The organism is Pseudoalteromonas sp. SD03, from assembly GCF_040937955.1.
Taxonomy (GTDB): Bacteria; Pseudomonadota; Gammaproteobacteria; order Enterobacterales; family Alteromonadaceae; genus Pseudoalteromonas; species Pseudoalteromonas tetraodonis.
On the sequence record NZ_CP162514.1, the window covers coordinates 3281755 to 3306104 of the forward strand.

Sequence of the window (24350 nt, forward strand, 5' to 3'; positions counted from 1 at the left end):
CTCCAACTATTAGATAGTTTTACCAGTAGATTTAAAGATACGTAATTTCTTACCATCTTCAATCTTGAAACCTACACGATCTGCTTTGCTCGTTTCCGAGTTGTAGATCGCAACGTTTGATACGTCGATAGACGCCTCTTTCTCAACAATACCGCCAGCTTGGTTCAACTGTGGAACCGGCTTTTGGTGTTTCTTGATTAAGTTAATGCCTTCGACAAATACTCGACCAGACTCGGTTACAACTGAAAGCACTTTGCCGCGCTTACCTTTGTCTTTACCTGCTAGTACGATTACTTCGTCATCACGACGGATTTTTGCTGCCATGATAGACTCCTTACAGTACTTCTGGGGCTAGTGAAACGATTTTCATGAACTTTTCATTACGAAGTTCGCGAGTCACAGGGCCGAAAATACGAGTACCAATAGGCTGCAAGTTATCATTTAAGATAACAGCCGCATTGCTGTCGAAACGGATCAATGAACCGTCTGGACGACGAACGCCTTTTTTGGTACGCACAACTACCGCGTTTTTAACATCACCTTTCTTCACTTTACCGCGAGGAATCGCTTCTTTTACAGAAACTTTAATGATATCGCCAATCGCTGCATAGCGACGGTGTGAACCACCAAGGACTTTTATACACTGCACTTTGCGAGCGCCGCTGTTATCAGCAACTTCCAGCTGAGTTTGCATTTGGATCATGTTAATGACCTCCGGTGTAGTAATTACAACTTGTCTTAAATTTGTTTAAAATCAAGACATTTCGATTGAATTCCACTCAAAAAACATACTAGATGTCTCTTAAGGGCGGGCAATTGTATCAGCATTGAGGGGGGAGTGGTAGGTTATTTTTTAATTAATTTAATAGGGATGCTAAATTAAAACGAGGTTTTCTATGCTATTTATCTAATTTACAGGTGGTTATAAAACAAACAAGGCATCTTGTTGATGCCTTGTTTTATATCAGTAATTAAAATTAGCCAAACAAACCTTTTAATTTGTCTTTAATTTTATCTTTAGCTTTGTCTTTTGCATCATCAAGCTTTTGCTTAGCTTCATCTTTTAAAGCATTGCTTACATCAAGCTTTATATTCACGTCATGAAACGGGCCTTTTATGCGTAAAGGAACTTTAAAGCCAGTACTGTCATCGGTTGTACCTTGACCTTCAATAGAGTCCACGACGCCTGTTACTAGTCGATAGTTAACCAGCGTTTGCGGTAAATCAACGTCTCCTTCACCTGAAATGCGTATTAAAGGGCTGATCAACGATAAATCAGTATTTTTGCCTACGCCATTGGTAAAGTTAAAACTACCAGAAAGTGCAGAGAAATCGGTTTTCTCAGATTCTTCAAATCCTGTATCTAATCCCTCAGACACGGCATTAAAGTTGCCTTTAACTAGCTCTTTACCCTTACGCACCATTTCCGCTACGTTTGCTCCCTTAACGGCACCATCCGCGAACTTGAACCCTAGCTTACCATTAAGCGCGTTAATGAATGTTTTTTGGCTTTGCCCTGCCGTGGTTAGATTCCAACTTAAAGAGCCCTTGCCCATTAGCTTATCAAAGCCTGCAGCATCGCTAAGTAATGGCTGTGCGTCTATTTTATCTAAATCGAAGTTGGTTGCTATTTTATAAGGGGTATTTTGAGCATTGATAGTCACCACCCCTTTACCTGTTCCTTCATAAGCCGCAAAGCTGTCTAAACTTAATTTAGCAATGCTATTTTTAAGTGCCATAGTAAACTGATTAGCGCCTAGTTTAATGTCGTTAGCTTTTAAACCACTTGAACGAACAATCACATTTGCATCTAATGCACTTAAGCCACTTAAATCAATTTTAGTATCATCCCACACTATTGGCTCTGCAGGCTTAGACTCGTCTTTTACTGGGGCTTCTTTTTTAGCTACGGTTTCTGGTAAGTAAGGATTTAAATCAAGCATCCCTAGGTCAATATCAGCATTAACCGCTAAACGGCTGCCTAGATTCACCTTACTTTTACCTTTAATCTCGAGAGCATCGAGCGTTGCAACTAATTCTGTTAGGTTAAACTCCTCACTGAGCAAGTGCATTTGGGTATTGATACTAAAGGCATTAAACGCATTGTCTTTAGCGTTTAAGTCAACCCCTTGCCAGTTAGCAATATTTTTAACTGAATCACCGTTAAGTGCTAATAATCCTTTAATATCTTGGCCTTGTTTGGCTATGCTGCCATCAAACGTTAAATCGACTAAACGTGAGTTAAGCGTTTGCTTTACATTAAATGGGGCACCTTCAATCGCTTTTGCTGGAGTATCAAGTTTTACATCAAGCTCAAATCGCTCTTGCATATAAGTAATAGCCCCTTTGACTTCGAGCTGTTTGCGCAGTGAAGGCAGTAATATAGCCAGTTCTAAATCGCTAATTTGTTGTTTAGCACCCGTTTGACCATCTAAATATGTAAACGACCCGCCATAAATAGCGACTTCACCTAATTGAATATCAAAGTTTTCAGGTAGTTTGACTGCCTCACCCGATTGAGTTTGCTGCTCAGGTTGCTTGGCCACTGCATCAAATAACTGCCAGTTAGCTTTACCGTTTTTATCGGTTTCTAGCAAAATATCAGGCTCATTAATGACAAACTTTTCTAGCTTTAACTCGCCACCGAGTAATGAAAGCCAAGGAATATGAACGGCAAGTTGCTGCATACTTGCCATATCAGCGCGAGAGCCGCTAGGCATATTGGCAAAATGCACATCATTAAGCTCTAATTTTAATGCAGGGAATACACTGAGGGTTTTATCGCCCTTTATGGTTAATGTGCGCCCGGTTGTTTTTTCAACCTGCTCAGACACTTTATTAAAAATGGTATCAGTAGGAATTAAAAAAGGTGCAGCAACAATTAACGCTATGCATAGCAATAATATGACACCAATAACTTTAAATAAGGTCTTCATGATCATCCTTTCAAACGTGCAAATAATGTTCTTATCATAGCGGGAGTTAACACTAAAAGCATTGTTAAATAAATAAAAAACATATCAATTAGGGCATCCCTTTTTAAAATCAGGTTTTCAAAACTCATTTTAATAAATTTAAAGATTCATGCCCCTGATTACATTGCTGCAATTGTTCGGTATGATGCGCGCCCCTGTTGTATTTAGCCTAAATAAGCTAAAATGTAGCGACTAAAAAATATATCTAACCGGAGAGTCTACAAGGCATGAAGAAACTGCTAATTTCACCGTCAAAAATGGCATTAGGCGAACAAGAAAGTCAAATTTATCAAAACATTCTGAAGCAATCTTCAGAGCTAAGCCTAAACCTGATGGCCGTGAAAGTGGAAAACCATCCAGAAGATTTTTTAGGTTGGTGTTACGAGCTATTAAGTGCAAGCCGCGACCGCATTAATTACGACTTACTCGAAACCTCACAATTACCATTATTAAAAAAACTGCACGACCAACTTATTTCAGCGATTAGCTTTTTACAGTTAAAAACATTACGGGTAGCACCTTGGCCGGTAGTGAGTATGTTTGTAGAACAACATAAAGAACTGGTGGCACTTGATGAGCAATTACGTTTAACTGCTTATATCTCAGGCCTGCGTGAAAAGCCGTTAAAAGATATGATCCCTGAAGACTTACTCGCTTTTAGCGGTAAGCATATGGCATCACTCGATCCGAGTACTTATAACTTTGATGTAGAATGGTTTGCCTCTACCAAAAGCGCCAAAGGTTTTCACCTGATGCTGGCTGATTTGCCAGGTGCATTCGACGATGCACTCAGCAACATTCCACTTGAGGGTGATGTAGCGCTAGGTAATTACCAACAATTTGTAATTGCTTATTTGAGTGCATTTAATGGTAGTGATGAAAAACCAACTCTGGCGCCTGCCACCCGTTTATTAGCAATGCGCCGCCCTGATGTATTTACACCGATTAGTAACAGTCGCTTAGATGCACTTTGCTCCGCACTTGGTATCACCAAATTAAATAACCGTGACTTTGAGCGTTACTGGCAAGATGTAGTACAAAGCATTCACGCTATGTCATGGTTTAAAATGGCCAATGCAGGTAATGAACTAGAAACTCAGTTAGTGGATATAAAAGCGCTAATACCTTGCTTTTTTTATTATGCAGATACGAATACTGCAGATAACTCTAACTACATTAAGCTACTAAATAAACCTACACGTAGCACTTCGAGCAGCAGTAAAGCGCCACGCCGAGGTAAAGAATCTGCTGAGATTTTAGTGGATCGCGCTCTTGCTGCTGATGATATCCCAGAACATATTCGTGCTAAACGTGACTCTATTATTAGCGAAGTACAAAAAGGCCGTAGTGTAAACGAAACAATTACACTTATGCGTACCATTTTTGGTTAAAACGTATATCAAACGCAATTAGCTTTAATAAACTAGCTTAACGTTAGGGTCTGTAGACCTTTCAAGGTTAAATTTTCAAAGGTCAATAGATCCTAATATAGATAGCCTGGTAGCGCTCTAATGGTGCAGCCAGGCTTTTTTTTGCACCAGCAGTGTGTTCTTTCCTTACATACTTTTCACTAAGCGTCTTTGCGCATAACTTCAACACCTTGTTTTATAGTATAAAATTTATTTTTTATTAAATAAATGGAAGCTGGCACATACAGTGCAATTCCCCCTGCAGTAACGTAATAATACGCCGCCGTTCAAAAGGTTGTAGTCGTTTATAATAAAAAACCTTGGCGTGCAAAATCATACAATGGGAAATGAAACATGCTAAAACTACAAAAAACAATACTCATCGGTGCATTGGCATTAACAGGAATGACATCAACTACTGCATTTGCCGAAGTAACAGCCAATGCAGCCGCTACTTCTAACTACTTATGGCGCGGACAAGAGCAAACTGGGGGCGATGCAGCTGTATCTGGCGGTATTGATTACGCTAATGAATCTGGATTTTATGCAGGTACGTGGGCGTCAAATGCGTCTTGGGCCGATGAAATGACCTACGAACTAAACTTATACGCCGGTTTTGGCGGCGCTATTAATGAAAACGTAAGTTATGACGTAGGTTATATTTATTACGCTTACCCAGATGCGGCATCAGGTGCCGATGCAGATTTTTCAGAAGTTTACGGTAGCATTAGTGTGCAAGGTTTTACATTTGGTGCAGCCGTACTTGCAACATCTGCTGCCAGTGGTGATGGTACTGATTTTGGTGATTCACTGTATTTAAACGCCGATTACAGCTTCGCTGTTGGTAGCAATGGCACTGAAATGGCGCTACACATAGGGCATTACTCAGGCGATTTCATCGGTGATGACAATATTATTGATTATGGTGTATCAGTGTCTAAAGATGGTTTTACCTTTGGCCTATCTGATAACGACATGGACGGCTCAGATGTTAAAGCTTATGTAGCCTACGCTGTCGACTTTAGCCTATAAAAAGAATGTGTTACTTGCTGCAACACTAAGGGCCGAAAGGCCCTTTCTCGTTTTAAATAACTTAACTAGATCTAATCACGCCACACCTTGTTAACAAACCGTTACAATTAATAAATCAACTTACCTCGCTTTTACCTTAGTATATGACTGATAACTATATAGTTCACTATTGAGAAAATCATAAAGGAATAATCATGAAGTCATCTAACGCGCTATCTGCTTGTATCGACATTTTTATCAGCCCAAGCAAGGCTTTTAATGGGCTAAAAGAAGCTAAAGGCTGGTCTTGGCTTGCTTTTGCACTTCTCGCTCTAACCCTTGCAGCCTCTGCTTATACATTTTATACCACTGCAGACTCACAATTTATTTTAGACCAGCAGGTTGCTGCAGCGAGTGTGGATGCCACAATCGGCGAGAAAAAAATGATCCGTCAAAGTATGGAGCAAAGCCTCGATAACCAAGTGTGGTTTGCAATTGGCGGGGGTATTTTCGGCCTTCTTTTTATAAATGCACTCCTATCTGGGTATTACATGTTGATATCTAAGCAAGACCCTGATGCTAATTATAGCTATGGTGCGTGGTATGGTTTTGGTGTTTGGAGCATGATGCCCATGGTTATTTCAAGTTTAGGTGTTGTTGCGCTAGTTCTTACAGCCAGTAACAATGAATTACCTATTAGTTTATTCAATTACGCGTCTATAAATCAGTTATTTCTGGGATTAGAGCTTGGAGATAGCTTCTATAATATGATGGAGAGTTTAAGTATTTTTAGTCTTTGGAGCATAGCTTTGGTTGCTATTGGGTTAAAGTGTTGGACTAATTTCAGCTTTAATAAAGCACTTCTTTTTGCTGCGCTACCGACCATTATCATTTACAGCATCTGGACAATTATTATTGTTGCTTAAAGGAATGTAGGCAAACTTTTCTGCCTACTCATAAATACGGAAATAAAAATGAAAAAAGCGATTATCATTACCCTTGCAATTGCAGCTTTTATTGCTCTTATCGTATCAAAGCAAATTACTGGCGATGAAAAAGCACCAGAGGTAAATGTTGCACAGGTTGAGCAAGGTAGTATTGCAGACTCCATTATGGCCTCTGGCAATTTAGTCTTTAATACTCAAGTGCAGTTACGTTCAGAGGTAACCGGACGAGTCGACAAGGTGTTTGTTGAAGAAGGGCAAAGTGTAAAACAAGGCGACATTTTAATGCGCTTAGATACCACTGCTTTTGAGTCAGAAGTAACACGTAATAAAGCGGTATTGCGAGCTAGCGAAATAGAAATTAAACACAGTAAAACACGCCTTTTGAACTTTGAACGTCAGCTTAAACGTCAAAAAGAGCTTTATGACGTAGGCCTAGCAGGGCAAGAAGTATACGAGAACTTACAAAATGCACGCGACCTTGCCAAAATAGATATTGAAGCCAGAGTAGAGTCTTATAATCAAGCCAAAGCCTCTCTTTCAATCGCTGAAGATAGACTTAGCAAAAGTGTATTTCGTGCTCCAATGAGTGGTTTGCTCGCCTCAGTAAATATTAAAGAAGGCGAAACCGTTATTGCCGGCACCACTAATATTATTGGCTCAGATTTAATGCTGGTTGCCGACCCAAGCGCTATTTTAGCTGAGCTCAGAGTTGATGAAACTGATATTGCTGGCATTAAATTGGACCAGCATGCAGATATTTATGCTGCTGCGTACCCCAATCAACCCTTCACTGGCAAGGTCATTAACATTGGAACCTCAGCAAAAAACCAAGCAGGTTCACAAGGTTTATCATTTCGAGTGAAAGTGTTACTTGATAATACCGATAGGCAACTATATGCAGGTATGAGCTGCCGTGCAGAAATCGCAACAAGCCTTGCTGTGAATGGCTTAAAGCTCCCTATCGAAGCCGTACAAAAAGAAGATGACAAAACGTTTGTATGGCGTTTAAACGACGATAACACTGTAAGCAAAGCCTATGTAGAAGTGGGTATTTCTTCAGATATAGAGCAAGCAATTACCCAAGGTTTAAATAAAGGGGAGCGAATTGTTATTGGCCCTGCACGTCCTATCAGTAAACTAAAAGAAAATGATACGGTAAAAGTTAAGCAAACAACTGCCAAGGATGCGCAATAATGTCGGCGGTAATCAAGCTTGAGCATATTAACAAGCAATACAAAATGGGTGAGCAAATATTTAAGGCCCTAGATGATGTAAACGTGGTCATTAATGAAAACGAGTATGTCGCTATAATCGGTCCTTCAGGTTCAGGTAAGTCAACTTTAATGAACTTATTGGGTTGCTTAGATACTCCAACTACTGGGGATTACTTTTTAAAAGATAAACTTGTAAAAAGTATGACAGAAACCGAGCTCGCTCATCAGCGTAACGAAAGTGTTGGCTTTATTTTTCAGAGCTTTAACTTACTTCCGCGTGCGTCGGCACTTGAAAATGTGATGCAGCCTTTGGTTTATAGGTTTATACCCGCAAAACAACGTAAACAAAAAGCCCTCGATGCACTCAAACGTGTAGGACTCGGTGATAAAGTGGATCATCTATCAAGCCAGTTGTCTGGTGGGCAACGCCAGCGTGTTGCCATTGCACGAGCGCTAGTGACTAAACCGCATATTTTACTCGGTGACGAACCAACCGGGAATCTAGACAGCAAAACTACCACTGAAATTATGGCGCTATTTGATGAGCTACATAATGAAGGCCACACCATTATTTTGGTAACTCACGAACAAGATATTGCAGATCATTGCCAGCGAGTTATTCGCTTAGTTGATGGCAAGGTAGTGAGCGATGTGCGTAAAGGTGAAGGAGACAAACAGCATGTTTAAATCTGCTATTGCAATTATGGAAGGAACAAAAGCAGCACTAATGGCCATTAAAGCCAATGCCATGCGAAGCGCACTCACTTGTTTAGGGATTATAATTGGGGTTGCCGCGGTTATTACAGTGGTAGCCGTTATGCAAGGCTTTACTAAGCAAATTAACGATCAACTCGCAGATATGGCACCTGATGTAACCACAATTAAACCCTTTACCAGCATTGAACAAGAAATGGTGGGCAAAAATGCTAAACTCACTTACAACGATTTTTTAGTCTTAAAAGCCCGAGTAAAAGAGGCTGAAACACTCACTGCACTGATGTTTACTTGGCGTTTTTCTGGTGGCGCTGAATATGGAAATAAAAGCCACTCATCACGAGTAATGGGTACAGAGCAAGATTACCAAAAAGCGTATAGAACCTTTCCAGAACTTGGGCGCTTTATTCGCGCAGAGGATGATGAAAAGCGCCGTCGAGTCGCTTTTATTGGTCCATCCATTATTGAAAAGCTAAACCTGCCAAAAAACCCTGTAGGCGAATATATTAAACTTGGCGGCGAGTGGTTTAGAATTATTGGCGTGGCTGAAAAACAAGGTAGTTTATTGGGGTTCGATCAAGACGATTATATTAATATTCCCATCAGTACCATGAGCGCATTAGAGGGTCCAAGTAGCAGCAGCAATGTACAAATTATGTTTAGACTCAAAGAAGACAGTGATGAAGAATTGGTACTTGCTAAAATCACTCGCATTTTACGCCAATTACATAAACTAAAAGACAATCAAGAAAACGACTTTGAATTTGAAACAGCTGAAAAAGCACGCGCTAACGTTGATAAATTTACAGGTAGCGCTACAGCAATTACCGCAGGGATTGTAGGTATCAGTCTTGTTGTTGGCGGTATTGGTGTAATGAACATTATGCTTGTATCTGTCACCGAACGCACCCGTGTGATAGGCACATTAAAAGCACTGGGGGCGACTCCTGGTTTTATCATGCTGCAATTTTTAGTTGAAGCCGTGGTGCTGTCATTATTTGGAGGCTTAATTGGCTTAGTCATTGGCTATGGTGCTGCCGAGCTCATTTCGCTCTCTGTACCAAGCATGCCCGACGCTTATATACCAGGCTGGGCTATTATGCTGTCGTTTGGTTTTACCTCTTTAATCGGTATTGTATTTGGTTTAGCTCCCGCAATAAAAGCAGCTAGGCTTAATCCCATTGATGCCTTACGTTATGAATAAACACTCAAAATAGCGACCTGTTTGCTTAAAATAGTATCCTAAAATAGCTGACTTTTACTGTTTTAGGATACCTAATAGGCTCTTATCTATTGGCTAAGCCTTGTAATATGATATAAATATTTTATGCGTAGCGCGGGTTTTATAAACCTTAGCAGATAAAGCCTTTGCTGCTATTTTAAACCACACACTCTAAAAATAAGAAGCGAACAGCCATGCAAAATCATAAAAGCCAACCATTAGCCGATTTTATAGAATACCCTCAAGAGGAAATGCTGACGCGTGCGAATGAGTTTTTACAAACGAGTCAACGCCGTCATAGTATTCGCAGCTTTAGTAACCGCCCAGTGCCAAAAGAAATCATCGAAACCTGTATAAAAGCGGCAGGTACAGCGCCTAGTGGCGCAAACCACCAGCCTTGGCATTTTGTAGCCATTAATAGTGCAGATGTTAAAAAACAAATACGAGAGGCCGCTGAAAAGCTAGAGCGCTCATTTTATGAAGGTCGCGCAGGCGAAGAATGGCTTGATGCATTAAAACCCTTAGGCACTGATGCTAACAAACCCTATTTAGAGCACGCGCCATGGTTAATCGCGGTGTTTAGTCAAAAAAAGGGGGGTGTAAATACGGACGATAAAAACACGAATTACTATGTGCATGAATCGGTAGGCCTTGCCACTGGCTTTTTAATTCAAGCCTTGCACCGCGCAGGCCTTGCAACACTTACCCACACACCAAAACCGATGAGTTTTCTAACCGATATTTGTGGACGTGATAAAGACAACGAACGCCCTTATATGTTACTTATTACTGGTTACCCAGATGAGCATGCAACAGTGCCGCTGCACGCCCTAGATAAAAAGTCGATTGATGAAATTGCGAGTTTTATTTAATCGCTTTGACTTGGCATGTAATCAACAGCAAGTACATCACCCTCTTTTAGGCCTGCTATTACGTGTTGCTGGTTATTTATAATACTGCCTAAACGCACGAAACGTTTAACCAGCGTTTCGTTTTCAAGTACATACACCATATTGAGCTGACCAAACTCATGCACCCAACGTGGATCAATTAATACACCTTGGGTACTTTTTATTGGTAACTGTAGTTGAGCATAAAGGCCTGGCATTAAACCAAGTTGCGCATCGGCTTCTAAACGAATAAGCAAGCTGCGCGCCGCGTTATCTGCCACTGGTACAATTTCGCTCACCGTTGCGGGTGTTGTTATATCTAGAGAAGGTAATACCACATTTAAACTGTCCCCGACTCTTAATTTTACTGCTTGTTGTTCACGTACATTAAATTCAAGCTGTAACTGTAATGGGTTATACAAAGTAATCAGCGGTTTACCGGGTGTTGCAGTATCGCCAGGTTCAGTTAGGCGCTCAACGACCACGCCCGAAATAGGGGCAGTAATACGCGTATAATTAAGCGATACCTGAGCTTGCGTTTGCTGTTGCTTAGCAACCGCTAAATTAGCGGTTAAGTTTTCAAACTTTGCTTTGGCGTCATCTAATTCACTAACAGATACTAATCCTTGCGCATTTAAATCAATCATTCTGGCTAGTTGCTTTTTAGCTTGCGTTAACGACGCTTGCACCGCATTAATATTTGCGCTGCTTTGCGCTAACGCCGCTTTAAAATCATCTTGCTTGAGCATAATAAGTAAATCGCCCTTAGCGACTTTATCGCCAGCACGTACTTTTAACTGCTCAACCTGCGCCATAACATGCGATGAAATTTGCGTATTTTGTTTTGCTATTACACTACCTGGTACCTGCTCAGTGCCTGCAATACTTTGCAGCGTTACCGTTACTCGCTCACCTTGATAGCTCGTTATTTGTGATTCTTTTAAGCCAGCAGCTTGCTTGTCAGAAAAGCTGCCTGCCATATAAAACACAGCCATAATAATGACAAATAACGCGGCAAATGTGCCTATAAGTTTTGATTTACCCTGCATGCGCTTCATCCTCTGTGCTTGCAAACACTAAATAATAAACAAGCGGTACTACAAATAATGAAAATAATGTAGACGCCACAATGCCAAAAATAATCGCAATCGCGAGCCCGCTAAATACCGGATCGAGTGTGATCACTAAGTTACCTAATAAAGTGGTACCTGCGGTTAGGAGCACAGGGCGCATTCGCACCGTACCCGCTGCAACAAGCGCCTCTTTAATTGCCATGCCTTGGCCACGAGCTTGATTAATAAACTCAACCAAAATAAGTGAGTTACGCACCACGATACCTGCAAGGGCAATCATGCCTATCATCGCTGTGGCAGTAAATAATACCGGCTCTGGGGCACTTGCTATGGAGCGCTCACCAAACTGATTTAACAGCCAAAAACCTGGCATTATACCTATCACTGTTAACGGAATAGCCGACATGATAATCAGCGATAAACTCGCCGACTGTGTTTGTACCCGTAAAATTATAAATATGGCACTGAGCGCAAACGCAAAGGCAATGCCCATATCTCTAAATACATCAATGGTTATGCGCCATTCCCCCTCGCCGCTAAAGCTGACATGGGTTCCTTGTGGTAGTTGCCATGGGGCTGTTCCGCCATTATTAAAAAAGTGACGACCTACCCACGATGTTTTAACAAACTCATCGTTTGATACATTTAAATCAGCATTCACATCAGCAATCACTTCCGCTGGTGTGCGCCCATTAAGCTCAGCCATAACATAAATCACGTCGCGCTGATCTTTACGAACAATCGTTTTAGCAACATGATGTTGTGTAAATTCACCGAGTTCTGAAAGTGATACTAACGGCCTTGGCGCACTGCTTAAACCAAACTCGTTGCTAGTTTTAGCTAAATCTCTGTCGCCCCTAACCTGAAGTGCAAGTAATTGCGATAGTTGATTTCGCTCGCTATAAGGTAGCTGTAATTTAATATCAACGGGCTCTGTTTCATTGCTCACATAAAGTACACCCACGTTTTCACCTTGAGAGGCAATACTGAGTGTTTGTGCAATATTTTGAGTTGAAACCGCACTGAGTGAGGCCTTGGTTTTATTGGTAACAAAGCGCTGTAATGGCGAGGGTGCCACCATTGAGGTATCGACTTCAACTACATGAGGCTCTTGTTGTAAACGCGCAGCTAACTGCAAGGCAGCGTGAGAATGTGTTTGCTCATCAACAAAAGCATCTCGGTAAACCTCAGCAACTAAGGTACTCAGTACCGGCGGCCCTGGTGGTACTTCAACCACTTTTATTACAATGCCATCGGTTGCTAGCATCGCGAGCTGTTCGCGAAGGCGCATAACTACTCCATGCGATTGATGATCGCGCTTAGACTTATCCACTAACAATACCCTCAGCTCGGCGAGATTCGCTGCATCACGGCGATAATAACCGCGCACCATACCGTTAAAGTCCATACTTGAAGGTTGACCAACATAGGCCGCTATTTCACTTACTTCGTTTAATTGCCATGTGAGTGTTTGGATTTGTTTAGTAAATGCAGCTGTGCGCTCCAGATTAGTCCCCTCTGGCATATCTATCAGCACTTGCAGCTCATTTTTATTATCAAAAGGGAGTAGCTTTAAAGGCACCAAACGCATCACGGGTAACATGGCACTAATGATAAATAATGCTAGGGTTAGCCACAAAACAAGTTTTGCTCGCCCCTTAGAAACCAATAATGGGCTTAATATTCTTTGATATGCACCAACTTTAGGAGCAAGCTCGGAGGGTTGTTCGTTATCAGGCTTGAGTAACTTCATCGCAAGCCAAGGGGTTACAAAAAATGCAACAATGGTAGAAACCATCACGCTAACCGGCACATTAAATGCCATAGGTGCCATGTACGGCCCCATCATTCCGGTAATAAACGCCAGTGGAATAAACGCCACCATAATAGTGAGCGTAGACATAAGTAAGGCACTTCTAATTTCGCTCATTGCGCCAACAATCTGCTGTTTTTTATCGCCTTTTTTATTCAAAAAGCGGCTAATATTATCAATACCTGTGATTGGGTCATCTACCAGTAAACCCAAAGATAAAATAAGCGCAAACAAGGTCACCCGGTTAATGGTATAGCCAAATGCAAAATCCAGAGCCAATGTAATGCCATAACAAATAGGCACAGCCAGCCCTACCACAACCGCCGGACGCCAACCTAAAAACACCCCCACAAATATCACCACAGTAAAGACCGCAAAGACTAAACTTGAAGTGAGGTTATTTACTTTTTCATCGGCAGTTTCGCCATAATCTCTTAATACCGCATAGCTCACCTCAGGGGGTAATAGCGTGCGTGTTAGCTGCGCCATCATTTGATGAACATCGTTGGCAACTGCAACAGCGTTCGTGCCTGTTTGTTTTGCAACGCTTAGTGTTACCATTGGTAAATGCTGCTGGTTTGCCGATTGGGCAAGCCATTGGTAATGCTTAGCTTCACTTGGGCCATCAATAACGTTTGCAACATCAAGCAAGTAAACACTTTTGCCATTAACAACATTCACTACCAGCTGTTCTACAGCAGATTGACTTCGTAGAACATCACCTGCTTGCAATTCAATTTGCTGCTGACCATCAACCACACTGCCTACTTGCGTTAGTTGATTAGACACGCTTAATGCATAAAAAACGTCATTTACGGTTGTTTGGTGGGCAGCCAATGCGCTGGCATTTAAATTAATGGTGAGGGTTCGTTTACGACCAGCAATGACTTTTACTTCACTGGTGTGTTCAATACGCTGTAAACTGTTGGCTATTTCGTTAGCAAAGCGGTTTAACTCGTAATCACCATAAAGTTGTGGGTCTTTACTGTATAGCCCCAGCATAACAATAGGTACATCATCCACTTCAACGGGCCGTATTTGCCAACTTTTGATAACAGAAGCCATAGTATGTTGATAACTGTTAAGTTTTGCATAGGTATCTAAAATAGCTTGTTCGCGGTCATGGCCAACCTCAAAGCGAAGTGTAACCACTGCGGCATTCGTTTGTGTAGTGGAATAAATATGTTCCACACCGCCAAGTTGGGCAAGTAGCTTTTCAAGTGGCTGGGTAACCAATCTGGCTACCTCTGGAGCTTCTACGTTGGGCGCCGATACGTATATATCGAGCATAGGCACCACTATTTGTGGTTCTTCTTCTCGCGCTGTTTGTTGTAAAGCAAATAAGCCAAACAAAATCGACAACACAAAAATAATAACCGGAATACGGCCACTTAAGCTGCTTTTTACTGCGTTATCAATCATGCTCATAACTTTTAGCCCTTGCAAAACAGTCCATATAATGTGCCTAACAAATGCACGGCATTTTGATCAATCACGCGGTAATAAATAGTTTGGCTTTCGCGGCGAGTAGCCACTACATTGGCTTTGCGCAGTGCCGCTAGGTGCTGTGATAACGCAGACTGCGCTAGCGGTACGGCTTCGTTAAGCTGCGACACACTCATTTCGGTATCTTGTAATGAGCATAAAATCATTAGTCGATTTTTATTCGCTAATATTTTTAATAGCTGCTCAGCTTGATCCACATTAGTCGCCATCGCTGTAAAGTCAATTTTCATACTATGCTCTTATTCTAAATTATGCACTTAGTATAAATTGCTAGATAAGAAATGTCTAATATTAGAATTTACTAATTTAATAATATCTAATATAGTAGCTCTGTACTCAATCAAATAAGTGACCTACTATTATGAAACTCAATAACGCACTTCGTCTTATCGCTGGCATCATGATTGTTGTATCAATCCTTTTGCAAACGTATCACGATCCGAAGTGGATATACTTTACCGCTTTTATCGCTGTAAACTTAATCCAATCAGCTTTTACTAGCTGGTGCCCAATGATCACTCTATTACGCAAACTTGGCTTTAAGGAATAATCACCATGCTTACATCTATCCCCGATTTACTAAAAATTATTACGCCTAATCAACGTCGTATCGACGCCGAACAAGCTAAACAGGAGATCAGTGAAAACAAAGGATTACTCATTGATGTGCGTGAACCGGCTGAACATGCAACCAAAGCCGCTACCGGCGCAATTAATATTCCGCGCGGCTTACTTGAAATGAAGTTAATGGAAATAGAAAAAGACGCAGCACGCCCTATTTACTTACATTGCGCTAGTGGTGCGCGTGCAACATTAAGTGCTGAAGCACTGACACGCGTAGGTTATGAAAACGTCACAGTTATTACCTGTAAAGCAGAAGCTGTTTGTCAGGCATTTTAAAGGCCAAAAATTAAATCTCTCGGCGATCAACCGATCGCCGAAAATTAATGTATACCTGCGCCTTACTTCCTCTCATCCAACAAGTTGACTAACATTTGCTCGATATTTTTTACGCTATAGGTAAGCGAGCGGATGAGCTCTACTTGGCTTTGTGGTTCATCGTTATTAGATTGGGCTGGCTGATCTGAAGTGAGGTTATCTTTTTGAGTTAAAATGGCTTCACGAAATTCACTGGCATTAACTACCCCAAGTAACGATACTAATGCACCGTGACCAGACTGCCCTGCAGTTTCAAAGCTTAAGCGGTATAAACCAAATAGTCGCATTAATGGCCCCTGACTTAATCCCACATCAGTGATTTTTTCAAGCGGAATCGATTTTTCTTCTTTAAACAAAATACCGCGTTTAACCACTAGCTTGCGCTCTAGTAAATCGGCCGACATAGCTGCTAATACTCGCCCTGCGACTAGCCACACCAAAAGCAATACAACGGGTAAAAACACAATAGTTACAACTGGAAAAAGGCTAAATATTGCAGCTAAACACATCCAGTACTGTTTGACTTTGTTATCAAAAGTGGCACTTTTTAAAATTATATTAGACATCGTTTTATCACTTTTAAATTATAGTTTTTTTAAGTTACATTAATTACCAACTGTACGCAATTCAATCACTTTGATAGTTAAAATCCTATTACCACTTTGATCGCAAGCGCAATAAATACCATACCTAATAGTCTATCTAACCACACATTTTGCTTGGTAAAGCCAAAGCGCTTTTTAGACACATCAGTAAGTAAAGCCACCAATAAATACCACCCAGTATCTATTACAAAAACGGTTAAGCACATAATAATACCGATGTTTAATGTAAGGTTTTCTGGATCGATAATCTGCGAAAATAGCGCCAAAAAGAAAATTGCCAACTTAGGGTTTAAAAATGCAATCGCAAAACCATCTTGTAACGCCTTAGAACTGCTCACTGCACTTTTTTGAACTTGCAGCTCGCTGTCGTTAGGTTTTGAAAATAGTATTTTCAAACCTAAATACGCTAAATAGGCTGCCCCTAAGTACACTAAAAATTGATACACAGTAGGAAACTGCAACATCAATGCGCCTAATCCCAATAATGAGGCCGCTGCATATAATCCAACCCCAAAACCATGGCTTAACGCTGCCAGCATGCCATTTTTCATCCCGCCATTTAAGCTATGCTTTAATACCACAGCTAAACTAGGCCCTGGCGACATTGCGCCCATCATGCATACCAGTGCTAAGCTAAACCATAATGATAATGCCATTAGTAACCCTTATATTTCTTCATTTTCAATAAGTAATGCATAACCATGCACTTGCCCATAAAAGCCTGTCAATGGCACTGCGTTTATTACTTTCCAGCCGTCTTGGTTTAATTCCTGTATGCGATCATTTAGTGCGACTATATCTACCCCACCCAAAAAACGGGCCTTTCTGAATTCGATTACTTTTTGCATTTTAATCCTTGTTGAACTTATAACATGTATTCAAAATCGTAATGGTGAATCCCTTGCTCAATCCGTATTTTCATACTGCCTGTTAGTCCTGCGAGCTCATCAGTGCCTGAGTCGGGTACCACTTTTAAAATCAAGCTATCTTGGCCTTTATCCATGGTGCCAAAATGCTGCAGTACAAAACCACCTTGCAAACCATCAAGTTCGCCTATTACTTGTTCAATAGCCACATAACCGGCACTGCCTTGGGTGGGGGTCATGGCGCTGAGCATTTCACCTTGGCTAGTTGCGGTTAGGCCACCAGTAAATTGTTTATCAATCGCCATACGACCTAAGTTAACGCCTTGCTGCCCGTGTGCATACCCCTCTATAGGCGCTAATGTAACGGTAAACTCGCCAGTTACCTGTTTAGTTGTCATAACTTTTCCTTATTGATGATTTTTAATACTATTGATTTTTAATCTATTGATGCCATATCTATACCTTAATCATCAATAAGAATCTACTATGCCTACAGACAAGCCTGCTTCAGATAAAGCCGCCTTTAGCGCTTTATTCCCTATATTCAATTTTATTAAGCCTTATAAATGGGTAGTTTTAGGGGCTTTAGTGGCGTTACTTGCCACCGCAGGAGTTAACTTATCGCTAGGGCAAGGCGTTAAATTTGTGATTGATCATGGCTTTATTGCCGGCTCGCAAGCGCAATTACAACAAGCTGTGTTGGTATTAATTGGTTTGATCAGTTTATTGGCAGTGGGTACATTCAGCCGATTTTATTTAATGTCGTGGATTGGCGAACGAGTCAGTAACGACATTCGAAAAGCCGTGTTTAATCGTATTGTTACCTTGCACCCGAGTTACTTTGAAGAAAATCGTAGCGGCGAGCTGATGTCGCGTTTAACCACCGACACCACATTATTACAATCTATTATTGGCTCGTCATTTTCTATGGCACTGCGAAGCGCGCTAATGTTAGTCGGTGGTTTAATTATGCTGCTTGTTACTAATTTAAAGCTTACCTTGGTCGTTGTGGCCTGCGTCCCTTTAGTACTGGTGCCTATGATAGTGTTTGGTAAAAAGGTGCGCAAACTCGCCAGTTCTAGCCAAGATGCTATTGCCGATATAAGCACCTACGCGGGTGAGATCATTCAAAACATAAAAGTGGTACAAAGTTATAGCCACGAACAACAAGAACAATCTGCTTTTGCGCTTGAAACCGAAAAGGCCTTTAATGTGGCTAAAAGCCGAATTAAACAACGTTCGTTTTTAATTGCAGCTGTTATTTTTCTTACCTTTAGTGCTATTAGTGCCATGCTCTGGGTAGGCGGTAGTGATGTGTTAGCAGGCACTATGACGGGCGGTGAACTCGGTGCTTTTGTGTTTTATGCCATTATGGTGGCCATGTCGGTAGCGACCGTTGCAGAGGTTTATGGTGAACTACAGCGCGCCGCAGGAGCCGCAGCAAGATTGCTCGAACTGCTCGCCGTTGAAAGTAAAATACAAAACCCCGAAATTCCACAAGATGATGAGTTACATGCAACAACCAGCAACAGTGCAATTTCACTTGAAGGTATTAGTTTTAATTACCCTTCTCGCCCAGATGTAAGCGCATTAAATAATATCAGCTTAAATATTGAAACAGGTAAAACTGTGGCTATTGTTGGCCCTTCCGGTGCGGGTAAAACTACCTTATTTGAACTATTGCAGCGCTTTTACGATCCAGCCAGCGGAGCGATTAAGTTTCATAATATAGATATTAAAGAGTTGTCGTTAAACACCTTACGCAACAAAATGGGCATGGTGGCACAAAACCCAATTTTATTTAGCTCTGATGTCATGCATAACATTCGCTATGGCAACCCAAGCGCCAGTGACGAGCAAGTTTATGCGGCCGCCAAACATGCACATGCTGATGAATTTATAAAACAGTTACCACAAGGCTATAACAGCTTTTTAGGTGAGCAAGGTGTTAGGCTTTCGGGTGGGCAAAAGCAGCGTATTGTACTTGCCCGCGCCATTTTAAAAGATCCCGAAATACTGCTACTCGATGAAGCTACCAGCGCACTTGATGCGCAAAGTGAGCATCATGTTCAGGCCGCACTTGAGCACTTAATGCAAAATAGAACAACGCTGATTATTGCTCATAGACTAGCCACGGTAAAACACGCCGATATGATTGTGGTAATGGAAAATGGCGAAATAAAAGCCACAGGCACTCATCAGCAATTAATGGCAAGTAACCCTTTGTATCAAAAGCTATGTGAATTACAGTTTAATCTAGATTGATTGCAATTTAGTCGCTACTTTTTATCAAGCCATTTATTCATTGCGGTATCGTAAGCCTCAGTTAGCTTGGTTTTATCGCACTTTGCACCAACAATATAACTATCTGGCAAGTCATTTTTTGGCATAACTCCAGCACCAACGGATACCTTTTTAAAACAGCTATCACCTCGTCGGTAAGTGGTAAATTGCATATTTTGCTGCTCTATTTTTAATAGCGACTTCACCTTCCCTGCATGCTCTTTTGGGACGGTAATGCGCTTTTTCTGAGGGTCATTCTTTGCAGTATCAGAATAGCCAGTTTGTTGCTGTAAAATACTATTGAGCCCTTTTTTCAGGTCGATCTTTTTATAAGACGTTGCGGTTACAGGGTGGGTGTTTATGGAGGTGGTACTTACCGGCTCAGTCGTCTCCTTTGTTTTTTTATTAGTCGCATTTAGTGGTTTTGATTGGGTTGCATTAACAGGCTTGGTTGGGGTTATTTCTGTATTAACATTTTTATTAGCGCTTTGCTGAGTGGCTTGTTGCGTTACTTTAGTTTTGGCAGGCACATTCACCATATACGCTTTAATTGGCGTTAATTGCGGCTGTTTAATTTTAGGGGCTTTTAAGGTAGTTAAAAAAAACAAAACTAACCCATGTAAACATACCGATAAAATAATTGCTGTACGCCAATTTGTCATAAACATGTCCCTATGAAGAACTCCTTATGACAACTAACTTATTTAAAAGTGCCCTTTAAATAAGTACACAAACCGCGCGCAAACGCGGTTTGTAACTACAAAAGCTAACCTTGAGTGTTTGGTACAATTTGAATTTCTACTCGGCGATTTTGCGCACGACCATTCGCTGTGTCGTTAGTCGCTATTGGGCGTGATTCGCCATAGCCACTCGTGCTTACTCGTGCCGCCATAATTTGCTGGTTCACTAAGTAGTTTTTTACACTTTGTGCACGCTGCTCTGAAAGAGTCATGTTGTAACTGTCTTTGCCCGTGCTGTCGGTGTGACCTTCAACACTTAAGTAGGTTTTTTCGTATTTATTCATTACACTTGCTATCGCATTTAGAGTGTCATGAAAGCCCGATGAAATATAAGATTGATCAGTCGCAAACGTAATATTAGAGGGCATCACTAAGCGTAAGTTATCGCCTTCACGAACCACTTCAACTCCCGAACCCGCTAACTCATCACGAAAAGCAGCTTCTTGTTTATCCATGTAATCACCTACAGCAGCACCCGCTAGCGCACCAATAGCTGCACCAATAAAAATACGCTTATCTTTATGATTACCTGTAGCTTTACCTAAAATACCACCCGCGGCTGCACCAATAGCGGCACCTTTACCTGTGTTATTCATTTCACAGCCAGAAAGTAATACAGCAACGACAGTGACACTTAAAAGTGATTTAGTTAACATCATGGTAATTTCCTATTCATTTAGAATTTATTATTGCGATTATGCAAATATATGTATGAACCAACAATGAAGAATAACGTATAAGCGTTGATATTGCCTATCAAATAAGGAAGTAGTGATAGCGTTTCATAATAATGTCATACTTGTTTGTGACAATTTTATGATTTATCAAAAGGCGATGGACACTATGTTAATTGCGATTTTTAGGCAGTTTTTTTTGCTTGGCTGCATGAGCTTTGGCGGCCCTGCCGCGCATTTAGGTTACTTTAAGCACCACTTTGTTGATTCGCTTCGCTGGTTAAGTACAGCGCGTTACGCGCAGCTAATTAGCTTAAGTCAAGCTCTGCCAGGCCCTGGTTCAAGTCAGGTTAGCTTTGCTATTGGCGTAGAACGTGCGGGTGTACTCGGTGGTATCGCTGCGTTTATAGGCTTTACCCTGCCTTCGTTTTTGATCATGGTGCTAATTGCAATAAGTGCACATCAGTTTGATGCTGTTTATTTTGCTATTATTGCAGGTTTGAAACTATTTGCCGTGGTTATTGTTGCTGATGCGACCCTTAGTATGGCGAAGAGCTTTTGCACCAGTGCGGTACTTAAACTTCTGGCAATAATGAGTACTTTAGCACTGATTTTATTTCCTATGTTGGGCACTCAAATCGCCATTTTAGTAACCGCTGCCATTATCGGTGCTTTATGGCCTTTACTTAACTTAGCTAAATCTACAGAAAATGTTAGCAGAGAAAAAACCAACATCAATTGGATTGCTCTTGGCTTATTTGCACTACTACTTGCCATCAGCTTTATCCCACTTGGCGAAAACGCTGCGTTATTCGCGCCTTTTTACCAAGCAGGTGCCATGGTATTTGGTGGTGGACACGTTGTATTACCTGTTTTGCAAGCGGGAGTTCCAACGCTGAGTAATGATCAATTCTTAACTGCGTACGCCAGTGCCCAAGCCGTTCCTGGCCCAATGTTTACTATAGCCACCTACTTGGGGGCACAATTGAACTCTGCACAACCATTAGTGGGTGCGCTAATCGCAACATTATTGATATTTTCACCCGGTTTTTTACTGATGCTGGCGTTTCAAAAAAGCTGGATAAACTTGGCCAGTAATCCTCGCTTTGCCAGCTCAATTGCAGCGCTTAATGCTGCTGTAGTTGGCTTTTTGGCAGCTGCATTATATTCGCCCATTTGGACTTCTGCCGTAAGCAATATTTGGCAAATTGCATTAGTGATTGCTGCGTTTGCATGGTTACGTATTAAAAAGCCACCTATTTGGTGGCTATTGTTATTGTTTATTGGTGTTGGCCTTGGACAGCATTATTGGGCACTTTAATGCTGGGTTTACCTGCCATATTGGCTCCGTCAGCTGGGCTTAATTGCCCACTGACACTTTGATAAGCGCGCAGCCCAAACACAGGTAATACGGCCAGTAAATGGTCCATAATTTCAGCTTGTAAGTGCTCGTACGATATCCAACGTTTGTCTTCACTGAAGCAGTAAAACTCAATCGGTAAGCCATGATTAAGCGGTTGTAGTTCACGCACCATAAGTGTGAGCGAGGTATTGATTTTACTGTGTTGTTTTAAGTAACCCTCTGCATAGCGACGAAATAGCCCTAAGTTCGACACCGGATCGGGAAGTGTGCCTAGTCGAATATATTCTTGCAGTGGTATAGCCGCTTCTATTTGCGCTTTAAAATCGTCATCAACTAAAAAGATGCTGTTCATATCAATGTTTAAAGAACGCTTGATGCGTCGCCCACCAGATTCTTGCATACCGCGCCAATTTTTAAATGAACCGGCCACCAGCATATAAGTAGGGATGGTCGTTATGGTGTTATCCCAGTTACGCACTTTTACAGTATTAAGTCCTAAATCAATTACTTCGCCATCGGCGCCGTAGTTATCTACTTGGATCCAATCTCCATAGGTCACCAAACGATTAGCGGCAATTTGAATGCTGGCGACAAAACCTAATATGGTGTCTTTAAATACTAATAAAGTAACAGCGGCAATAGCACCAAAACCAGAGAGAATATAAGTCGGCGATTTTTCAAGCACAATACTAACAATTAATATTGAACACACAATAAAGGTGATCAGCTTAACCACTTGAATTAAGCCTTGAATAGGTACTTCGCGAGCAAAATCTAATTGGTTATAAATAGCGCCAGCAATGCTCACTATGCTGCTAATAATAAAACCTATATAAATAATTAATAATGCTTGGCCAATGGTTTTAAGGATCTCTTGAGCAATTGCATTAACCGGATAAACACTATCAAATGTGGCTAAAAAAAGTACACAACATAACAAGCAAGCAATTCGTTTATTCAGCTTAGTTAACATAGGTGACAATGAACCAATACGCTCAGGAGAGAGTTTAGTCACCACCTTTTGAATACCCGGTAACATCAAGCGACGAGTAAATAAGTAAACAAATAATAATGAAAGAATGCCAATTGATGAGGCGGTGATTGCGCTGAGAAAAAAAGCATCGGGGACTTTTTCAAACCAAGGAGTAATTAGCTCCTGTAGGTGTGTTTTGCTCATGGTATTTCAATTTCCTTACTGGGTGTTAATTCAGTACTAGCTTGCTGAATATGAATAGCGCTTAATTGCTTATCTTTTACTGTCCATAAGTTATTTAAGTATTGCTGAAACTGGGCCCTGAATGCCTTATCGGTTTGGTAACTGCCAATCATCTGCGTATTTATTGGCATAACCTCAATAGTAATATGAATAGACTCCAACTCGCCTTTTAAAATATTACGACACACATGATCTGACTGACCGCTATACACTAAACTGGTGTTAAGCATAGCGTCAAACTGCTCGTTTAAAACCTCTAAGGCAAAAGCAGTTCCACCAGCCTTAGGTTTTAATAAATGCTGAAAAGGACTTTGTTGATGCTGGTGCTTTTGCGCAGTAAAACGCGTACCTTCTACAAAGTTAACTATGGTTGTAGGATGATGACGAAAGTTACGGCAACTGCGCTTAGTACGCTCGACATCTAAGCCTTTTAAATTCGGATTTTTAGCCAATTGCGCTTTGGTCACTCGTTTCATAAAGGGCATACCCATCGCCCACGCACCAGTGCCAATAAATGGCACGTATTTAAGCTCATCTTTTAAAAAAAACTTAGGGGCTGGCAATGCATCCAACGAGCTCAATACCGCAATATCAAGCCAGCTAATATGATTACTGATTAGCAAATACCAACTGTTGGCGTTTACCTCCCCACTAATATTAACTTTAATATTATTACAGCCTAACCACAGCCCTAAGCGGTTACCTTTGCACCACCCTTTATACGCACTGTGTAATAATTTACTCACTACAGGTATGGGCAGCACTAATTTAACTAACCCTAGGGTAAGCACTAATGCGCCAAATATTATTAAATTAGCAAATAAAACACAGCCAACAATTAAGCCATTTAACCAATTAGGTAACCATTTTTTTAGCATAACTGTCAGCTC

General features: G+C 41.2%; 25 protein-coding genes. 11 read left to right on the forward strand and 14 right to left on the reverse strand.

All coding sequences use genetic code 11. From position 1 onward, the window contains the following. Nucleotides 1-9 precede the first annotated feature (9 nt). From rplX to ABZP26_RS15325, 3 genes are all read right to left on the reverse strand, one after another. The gene (gene rplX, locus ABZP26_RS15315; protein WP_004589210.1) at nt 10-324 is read right to left on the reverse strand and encodes a 50S ribosomal protein L24; all 315 of its coding nucleotides are present in this window, start codon (nt 322-324) and stop codon (nt 10-12) included. A 10-nt stretch (nt 325-334) separates the two neighbouring features. After that, the gene (rplN, locus tag ABZP26_RS15320; RefSeq protein ID WP_008115397.1) at nt 335-703 is read right to left on the reverse strand and encodes a 50S ribosomal protein L14; all 369 of its coding nucleotides are present in this window, start codon (nt 701-703) and stop codon (nt 335-337) included. 274 nt (nt 704-977) lie between these two features. Next, nucleotides 978-2936, reverse strand: a complete 1959-nt coding sequence (locus ABZP26_RS15325) for an AsmA family protein (RefSeq protein WP_033102755.1) — start codon at nt 2934-2936, stop codon at nt 978-980. 266 nt (nt 2937-3202) lie between these two features. Here ABZP26_RS15325 and ABZP26_RS15330 point away from each other — a divergent pair, with 266 nt between their 5' ends. The 7 genes from ABZP26_RS15330 to ABZP26_RS15360 all read left to right on the forward strand — a co-directional run bounded on the left by ABZP26_RS15330 (nt 3203) and on the right by ABZP26_RS15360 (nt 10364). After that, nucleotides 3203-4366: a hypothetical protein gene (locus tag ABZP26_RS15330; RefSeq protein WP_033102756.1), complete on the forward strand. Its 1164-nt coding sequence runs from the start codon at nt 3203-3205 to the stop codon at nt 4364-4366. A 372-nt stretch (nt 4367-4738) separates the two neighbouring features. Further along, entirely contained in the window at nt 4739-5416 is a 678-nt protein-coding gene (locus ABZP26_RS15335) for a TorF family putative porin (protein WP_368485131.1), read from the forward strand. 194 nt (nt 5417-5610) lie between these two features. Next, nucleotides 5611-6321: a YIP1 family protein gene (locus tag ABZP26_RS15340; protein ID WP_013466079.1), complete on the forward strand. Its 711-nt coding sequence runs from the start codon at nt 5611-5613 to the stop codon at nt 6319-6321. Between the two features lie 48 nt (nt 6322-6369). Continuing rightward, complete coding sequence (locus tag ABZP26_RS15345; protein WP_033102757.1) at nt 6370-7536, forward strand: efflux RND transporter periplasmic adaptor subunit; 1167 nt, start codon at nt 6370-6372, stop codon at nt 7534-7536. Next, entirely contained in the window at nt 7536-8243 is a 708-nt protein-coding gene (locus ABZP26_RS15350; RefSeq protein WP_033102758.1) for an ABC transporter ATP-binding protein, read from the forward strand. The genes ABZP26_RS15345 and ABZP26_RS15350 overlap by 1 nt, the downstream gene beginning before the upstream one ends. Continuing rightward, the gene (locus ABZP26_RS15355; RefSeq protein ID WP_013466081.1) at nt 8236-9474 is read left to right on the forward strand and encodes an ABC transporter permease; all 1239 of its coding nucleotides are present in this window, start codon (nt 8236-8238) and stop codon (nt 9472-9474) included. The genes ABZP26_RS15350 and ABZP26_RS15355 overlap by 8 nt, the downstream gene beginning before the upstream one ends. 212 nt (nt 9475-9686) lie before the next feature. Beyond that, on the forward strand, nt 9687-10364 hold the full coding sequence (locus ABZP26_RS15360) for a nitroreductase family protein (RefSeq protein WP_013466082.1): 678 nt from the start codon (nt 9687-9689) through the stop codon (nt 10362-10364). On the opposite strand, the gene ABZP26_RS15365 is transcribed toward ABZP26_RS15360, so the two are convergent. From ABZP26_RS15365 to ABZP26_RS15375, 3 genes are read right to left on the reverse strand one after another with little or no spacing between them, the layout of a single operon-like run. Further along, nucleotides 10361-11431 (reverse strand): efflux RND transporter periplasmic adaptor subunit, encoded by a 1071-nt coding sequence (locus ABZP26_RS15365; RefSeq protein ID WP_033102759.1) that lies wholly within the window; start codon nt 11429-11431, stop codon nt 10361-10363. The genes ABZP26_RS15360 and ABZP26_RS15365 overlap by 4 nt on opposite strands. After that, nucleotides 11421-14696 carry an efflux RND transporter permease subunit gene (locus ABZP26_RS15370; protein ID WP_033102760.1) on the reverse strand — a complete coding sequence of 1092 codons (3276 nt, stop codon included), beginning with the start codon at nt 14694-14696 and terminating at the stop codon, nt 11421-11423. The genes ABZP26_RS15365 and ABZP26_RS15370 overlap by 11 nt, the downstream gene beginning before the upstream one ends. A 5-nt stretch (nt 14697-14701) precedes the next feature. After that, on the reverse strand, nt 14702-15004 hold the full coding sequence (locus ABZP26_RS15375) for a metalloregulator ArsR/SmtB family transcription factor (protein ID WP_008467273.1): 303 nt from the start codon (nt 15002-15004) through the stop codon (nt 14702-14704). Nucleotides 15005-15135: 131 nt separating this feature from the next. Here ABZP26_RS15375 and ABZP26_RS15380 point away from each other — a divergent pair, with 131 nt between their 5' ends. Next, nucleotides 15136-15324: a DUF2892 domain-containing protein gene (locus ABZP26_RS15380; protein ID WP_008467276.1), complete on the forward strand. Its 189-nt coding sequence runs from the start codon at nt 15136-15138 to the stop codon at nt 15322-15324. 5 nt (nt 15325-15329) lie between these two features. Then, a complete protein-coding gene (locus ABZP26_RS15385) occupies nt 15330-15674 on the forward strand; it encodes a rhodanese-like domain-containing protein (protein ID WP_008467278.1) in 345 nt (114 codons plus the stop codon). A 62-nt stretch (nt 15675-15736) separates the two neighbouring features. On the opposite strand, the gene ABZP26_RS15390 is transcribed toward ABZP26_RS15385, so the two are convergent. The 4 genes from ABZP26_RS15390 to ABZP26_RS15405 form a co-directional block, all read right to left on the reverse strand. After that, nucleotides 15737-16279, reverse strand: a complete 543-nt coding sequence (locus ABZP26_RS15390) for a PH domain-containing protein (RefSeq protein WP_013466085.1) — start codon at nt 16277-16279, stop codon at nt 15737-15739. A 77-nt stretch (nt 16280-16356) separates the two neighbouring features. Then, a complete protein-coding gene (locus ABZP26_RS15395) occupies nt 16357-16974 on the reverse strand; it encodes a LysE family translocator (RefSeq protein ID WP_033102761.1) in 618 nt (205 codons plus the stop codon). A 9-nt stretch (nt 16975-16983) separates the two neighbouring features. Beyond that, the gene (locus ABZP26_RS15400) at nt 16984-17166 is read right to left on the reverse strand and encodes a hypothetical protein (RefSeq protein WP_008109493.1); all 183 of its coding nucleotides are present in this window, start codon (nt 17164-17166) and stop codon (nt 16984-16986) included. 17 nt (nt 17167-17183) lie between these two features. After that, on the reverse strand, nt 17184-17582 hold the full coding sequence (locus ABZP26_RS15405) for a DUF3224 domain-containing protein (RefSeq protein WP_033102762.1): 399 nt from the start codon (nt 17580-17582) through the stop codon (nt 17184-17186). A gap of 88 nt (nt 17583-17670) precedes the next feature. Between ABZP26_RS15405 and ABZP26_RS15410 the strand changes: the two genes are divergently transcribed. After that, complete coding sequence (locus ABZP26_RS15410; protein ID WP_368485132.1) at nt 17671-19449, forward strand: ABC transporter transmembrane domain-containing protein; 1779 nt, start codon at nt 17671-17673, stop codon at nt 19447-19449. A 14-nt stretch (nt 19450-19463) separates the two neighbouring features. On the opposite strand, the gene ABZP26_RS15415 is transcribed toward ABZP26_RS15410, so the two are convergent. Together ABZP26_RS15415 and ABZP26_RS15420 are read right to left on the reverse strand one after the other, a co-directional pair. Beyond that, complete coding sequence (locus ABZP26_RS15415) at nt 19464-20129, reverse strand: hypothetical protein (protein WP_033102764.1); 666 nt, start codon at nt 20127-20129, stop codon at nt 19464-19466. A gap of 104 nt (nt 20130-20233) precedes the next feature. Continuing rightward, complete coding sequence (locus ABZP26_RS15420; protein WP_016899327.1) at nt 20234-20866, reverse strand: OmpA family protein; 633 nt, start codon at nt 20864-20866, stop codon at nt 20234-20236. Nucleotides 20867-21050: 184 nt separating this feature from the next. Between ABZP26_RS15420 and chrA the strand changes: the two genes are divergently transcribed. Continuing rightward, nucleotides 21051-22202, forward strand: coding sequence for a chromate efflux transporter (chrA, locus tag ABZP26_RS15425; RefSeq protein WP_024602198.1), 1152 nt, complete (start codon nt 21051-21053; stop codon nt 22200-22202). On the opposite strand, the gene ABZP26_RS15430 is transcribed toward chrA, so the two are convergent. After that, nucleotides 22162-23421, reverse strand: a complete 1260-nt coding sequence (locus ABZP26_RS15430; RefSeq protein WP_016899329.1) for a mechanosensitive ion channel family protein — start codon at nt 23419-23421, stop codon at nt 22162-22164. The two genes, chrA and ABZP26_RS15430, sit on opposite strands and share 41 nt — an antisense overlap. Beyond that, a complete protein-coding gene (locus tag ABZP26_RS15435; RefSeq protein ID WP_013466094.1) occupies nt 23418-24338 on the reverse strand; it encodes an acetyltransferase in 921 nt (306 codons plus the stop codon). The genes ABZP26_RS15430 and ABZP26_RS15435 overlap by 4 nt, the downstream gene beginning before the upstream one ends. Nucleotides 24339-24350 lie beyond the last annotated feature (12 nt).